Raw genomic sequence first — 5,065 nt, forward strand, 5'->3', positions numbered from 1 at the left:
ATGCTCATAAATCAAACCTTTGAAATTGATTCTTGTGATGATGTAGAATTAAATATAAAAAGAACTAGCAAACTTGAATACCGCATTAGCTATGATGATGAAAAAGATATCAAAGCCATAGTTTTTATAGTGGGTGGTTTTGGAGCTAATGCAAATATTTCTTTTTTAGATTTTGATAGGGAATATATTGCTAAAAATTTTGATGTTGTAGCAGTGCATGTTTTTTATCATTGTTTTTGTCAAAGACGTTCAGATGTTGAGAAATATAGTGCTTTTACAATGTTTACAAAAGATGATGTGTCAAATTTATCTCAGGCTTTATTGGAAATAGGTGTTAATATCAATGTTAATCTTGAGAACGCACAACAATGTTACGAATTACTTAATCAGAATATTACTACTTTAAAATCACAAAGAAAACTAGCGCAAAATTATCAAGCGAAATTCACCTCAACTTTTATCCCACCTAATGGAGACTATCAAAACTATGGTATTATGGCAGCACTTGATCATATTAATGCTTTAAAAGATTTAGTGAAACGTTTTCCAAAACTTGCAGATTTACCAAAAATTTATGGGGGGGGGGTCTTATGGAGGATACCTATCTTTACTCATAGCAAAAATAGCTCCTTGGTATGTGGATGGTGTGATTGATAATTCGGGAACTGTTTTGCCGTTATTGAGATATATAATAGGAAGAGATTTAGAGCAATTTGATTTTATTTTTAATGATCCTAATACATTAATAGAAATGTTTACTAAAACTTATTGGACTAGAGAGGATGAAAATTCACCTTATTTTTTTGCTAATGAAAATTATATGATTCGTTCTTTGTTAAATTCTTCTCATTTAATCATACAAGTCAATGTTAATAAAAATATCGTTTTGGTATCTTATCATAGTTCAAAAGATGAGTTTAATACATCCAAAGATAAACAAACTCTTTTTTTAGCATACAAAGAATTAGGCTATGATGCCACTTTGCATTTGATAAAAGATGAAAGCGAGATTGATGGAAGATTTATAAAAGACTTAAATCATGGCATGAGGATTACTGATAGGGCTTTATTTAGAAAAGAACTTCCTTTAATGCTTGAAAAATTGCAAAAAAGAAAATCTTTTATGCAGGAAAATTCCATCTCTTATCCTTGTGGAAATAAAGTGTTTACTTTTAAAGATGTGGGAGATAAATTTGTTTTATGTATTAAATAAAAGCTTGTTCTATCATGTTTTTAATGGCTTGAAAGCTTTCAAAATTTTCAGGTGTTATAAATTCTGCTTTTAAGGGTTTTTTGTAAAATTTTTCTATTTCAGCAACCAAAGCCATGATATCAATACTATCGATAAAATCTTCACTTACTAGATTTTCCATACTCTCATTGATATCTGTTCTTTCTATATTGATAAAAAATTGTTTGATTTCTTGCATTTTTATTCCTTTGTGATTTTTAAAATGGTATTATCGCTTAAATTTAAAATTAAATCAAGTTCATTGATCTCATAAAACAAAATTTCTTTTTCCTCTCCTAAGATTTTCAATCTAGCCTTAGGCACTCCGATTAAAGCGCCACAGTCCATAGCTCTTAAAAAGCGAGAAATTTTTTCTTTATCCCAAGTAAGATCTAAATAACCCTCATTTGGCAAAGCCAATTTTTTGTGATACCCCCCCCTAAAGTTTGAATTTTAAAGATCTTATTTTCTAAATTCTTTAAAGCTTCTTTAAATGAAGCTATAGCAAGTTTGTGTTGGGTATCTAAAAGACTTAAGGCGGTAAAATTATCATCAAGCTTTATTTCTTTTTGAGTTAAAATCGCACCCGTATCGATACTTTCTTCAACCATGTGCCAAGTAATGCCTGTTTTTTATCATTTTCCCATATGTTCCAAATTCTTGCATTACATCCTTTATGAAAAGGTAATAAAGCATTATGATAATTTATAATGGTATTATTTTGCACACATTCTTTTTTGAAAATATAAGAATTATTTGCACTAATAATAAGGCAATTTTTAAGATTTTTACAAAAATCACTTCTTGCTTAAAAAAATCACTAGCTATTTTTTGGCATTCTTTAGTGACTTTTCCTGTACCTATGATATAAATGTGTGAGTAAGTCATTAGAAATTCCTATAAAATTTTAAATTAATATGATTAAAACAAAAACCCGCCCTTTTATAAAAATTAATGGCTTTTTGATTTTTTTCTTCTACAAAAAGTTTAAAGAATTTATTTTGAGTATTGGCTGCAAAATAATGATTTAGTAAAGCAAAAGCCACATTTTTATGCTTTAAATTTCTATCTACAGCTATAAAATCTAAAAAATTAGCATTGAGAGTTTGAGTGTAGATCAAAGCAGCGTGAATTTTTTCATTTTCTTTATAAACAAGTATATTGGGTATTTTTTCTTCAAGATTTTTTTGTGAAAAATAAAACAAATATGGATCAAAATATTTTCTAAAAAAGCTATAAAGTTCTTTGCTATCTTCATGTAAGGCTTTGGAGATAAAGCAAAATTTACTCGGTTTTATCTCTTTGTTAAGCACCATTTGTTTGTGATTGAGTATTTTTTTAAAATGATTAAGTTTTAAAAATTCATCATGTAAAGCATGCTTAGGGGCTTTGCTTAAGATTTTTATATAACATGCTTTTAAATCATAATCTTGCAAATCGTTGATAAAATAATACAACAAACCATCTGTGCGATTAAAAAAGAAAAAATTATTATTTTCATGTTTTTCTAAGATGAGCTCTTGTTTTAAAATTTTCTCTCGGATTAGATTAAAATTATCATAACAATTGCTTAATTTAAATCCTTCATAAAAGGCTTTTTCAAATGAGTTCATGTAAGGCTTTTCTATCGATTTTACTGTTTTGATTAAGCTTAAATTTTTCGATTTTAATAAAATGTTTTGGGATCATATAAGAAGGTAATTTGTCTTTTAAAAAAGCTTTAAAGTCAAGCTCTTCATCACTTTCGTAAAAACAAATGATTTTTTCTTTAAAAATGCAAGCACATAAAATGATTTTACTATGAGAATTAATCACACTTTCTATTTCTCCAAGTTCTATCCTATGCCCCATGAATTTAATTCTATTATCATTTCTTCCGTAGCACAAAAGCTCTCCAAATTCATTATAAGAAACGATATCTCCTGTTTTATAGAGTAAATCTAAATAATTATCATGCAAAGGATTTTGAATAAAAGCTTGTTTGGTTTTTTCTTTGTCATTATAATAGCCTAAAGATAAAGAAGTTCCACGCACGAAAAGCTCCCCTTTAACACCTATTTGCTTAGGGCTTATGAAATTCATATTTTCATCAAAAACTAAAAGTTCTGTGTTTTTATAAGCTTTACCTATAGGCAGAATTTCATTTTCTGAAAATTCTCTATCTAGGATATAATAGCAACATACATCAGTGATTTCAGTTGGACCATAACAATTAGCAAATAAAGCATTTGGAAGGTGTTTTCTCCAAATATTAAGTTGTTTAATAGGCATTATTTCTCCGCCTATTAAAATTTTATTTAAATTTTTTAAAGGATAGTTTTTTAAATTATCTTGATCTTTTATAAAATAAATCAAGACTGTAGGTTTCCAAAAAATCATGGTAATTTTTTCTTGTTCTAAATAATCTAAAATTTTATTTGGAAAGGCAAAAAGGTGATTGGGTATTAGATGTAATGTTGCTGATGGTTTGATAGTTGCAAGTATATCAGGCAAAGAAGCATCTACATATAAAGGAGCTTGATTGGCAATAATTTCATTTTCATCAACTTCAAAAGCCTCGCAAAAGTGAAAGGCATAATCAATCACACTCTTATGAGCTATGCTTACTCCTTTAGGAATGCCTGTGCTTCCGCTTGTAAAAAGCACATAAAGTAAATTAGTATCTATATGTTTTTCTTTTGCATTTTTTATTAAACTCTCATCTATATTAAAACTTTCAAAGTCTTGTGTATAAAGCGTAGGCAAATCTAAATTAAATTTTAAATCCTTTGAAGTGATAAAAAGTTTAGGTTTTAAAACCTCTATGACTTTTTCTACTCTTTCTTTAGGACTTTTTTCATCTAAAAGGGTATAAAAATTTCCACTGAGTGCCACTCCAAAAAATGAAATTAAACAATTAATCCCCTTAGGTAAGATGATTAAAACAGGAGCTTGAGTAGGATTATCATTTTTTAAAGTTTTTAAAATTTCACTGGCTAGTTTTTTAGAAAAAAGATCAAAGTCTTTGTAAGTGATTTCTTTTCTTTCCTTGGCAAAAGGTTCTACAAAAGCAGTTTTTTCGCTAAATTTGATTAAACTTTTTTCTAAAAAATCATAGATATGAGTTGTCATGATTTACCTTTTTAATTTTTTGTAATATAATATCGATAAATTAATAAAAAAGGCCTTTATATGCTCATAAATCAAACCTTTGAAATTGATTCTTGTGATGATGTAGAATTAAATATAAAAAGAACTAGCAAACTTGAATACCGCATTAGCTATGATGATGAAAAAGATATCAAAGCCATAGTTTTTATAGTGGGTGGTTTTGGAGCTAATGCAAATATTTCTTTTTTAGATTTTGATAGGGAATATATTGCTAAAAATTTTGATGTTGTAGCAGTGCATGTTTTTTATCATTGTTTTTGTCAAAGACGTTCAGATGTTGAGAAATATAGTGCTTTTACAATGTTTACAAAAGATGATGTGTCAAATTTATCTCAGGCTTTATTGGAAATAGGTGTTAATATCAATGTTAATCTTGAGAACGCACAACAATGTTACGAATTACTTAATCAGAATATTACTACTTTAAAATCACAAAGAAAACTAGCGCAAAATTATCAAGCGAAATTCACCTCAACTTTTATCCCACCTAATGGAGACTATCAAAACTATGGTATTATGGCAGCACTTGATCATATTAATGCTTTAAAAGATTTAGTGAAACGTTTTCCAAAACTTGCAGATTTACCAAAAATTTATGGGGGGGGGGTCTTATGGAGGATACCTATCTTTACTCATAGCAAAAATAGCTCCTTGGTATGTGGATGGTGTGATTGATAATTCGGG

5 protein-coding genes and 2 pseudogenes are annotated in these 5,065 nt (G+C 28.2%); 3 read left to right on the forward strand and 4 right to left on the reverse strand.

Going from position 1 to position 5,065, the window contains the following annotated elements:
• Positions 1-654, forward strand: a complete 654-nt coding sequence (locus tag AJN56_RS08985; protein WP_070294430.1) for a DUF2920 family protein — start codon at positions 1-3, stop codon at positions 652-654.
• A complete protein-coding gene (locus tag AJN56_RS08990; protein WP_373455991.1) occupies positions 554-1,213 on the forward strand; it encodes a DUF2920 family protein in 660 nt (219 codons plus the stop codon). Before AJN56_RS08985 ends, AJN56_RS08990 begins: the two co-directional genes overlap by 101 nt.
• Here the strand turns inward: AJN56_RS08990 and AJN56_RS05270 are convergent.
• The 4 genes and pseudogenes from AJN56_RS05270 to AJN56_RS05285 form a co-directional block, all read right to left on the reverse strand.
• A complete protein-coding gene (locus tag AJN56_RS05270) occupies positions 1,206-1,430 on the reverse strand; it encodes a hypothetical protein (protein ID WP_002854125.1) in 225 nt (74 codons plus the stop codon). The two genes, AJN56_RS08990 and AJN56_RS05270, sit on opposite strands and share 8 nt — an antisense overlap.
• 2 nt (positions 1,431-1,432) lie before the next feature.
• A pseudogene (locus AJN56_RS05275) lies at positions 1,433-2,119 on the reverse strand (formyltransferase family protein).
• Complete coding sequence (locus tag AJN56_RS05280; protein ID WP_002829043.1) at positions 2,119-2,844, reverse strand: GNAT family N-acetyltransferase; 726 nt, start codon at positions 2,842-2,844, stop codon at positions 2,119-2,121. Before AJN56_RS05280 ends, AJN56_RS05275 begins: the two are co-directional and overlap by 1 nt.
• Positions 2,831-4,342: an AMP-binding protein gene (locus AJN56_RS05285; protein ID WP_002869393.1), complete on the reverse strand. Its 1,512-nt coding sequence runs from the start codon at positions 4,340-4,342 to the stop codon at positions 2,831-2,833. Before AJN56_RS05285 ends, AJN56_RS05280 begins: the two co-directional genes overlap by 14 nt.
• A gap of 60 nt (positions 4,343-4,402) precedes the next feature.
• Here AJN56_RS05285 and AJN56_RS05290 point away from each other — a divergent pair.
• A pseudogene (locus AJN56_RS05290) lies at positions 4,403-5,065 on the forward strand (DUF2920 family protein); the annotation flags it as partial.

Source organism: Campylobacter sp. BCW_4319, from assembly GCF_001764435.1.
GTDB lineage: Bacteria > Campylobacterota > Campylobacteria > Campylobacterales > Campylobacteraceae > Campylobacter_D > Campylobacter_D jejuni.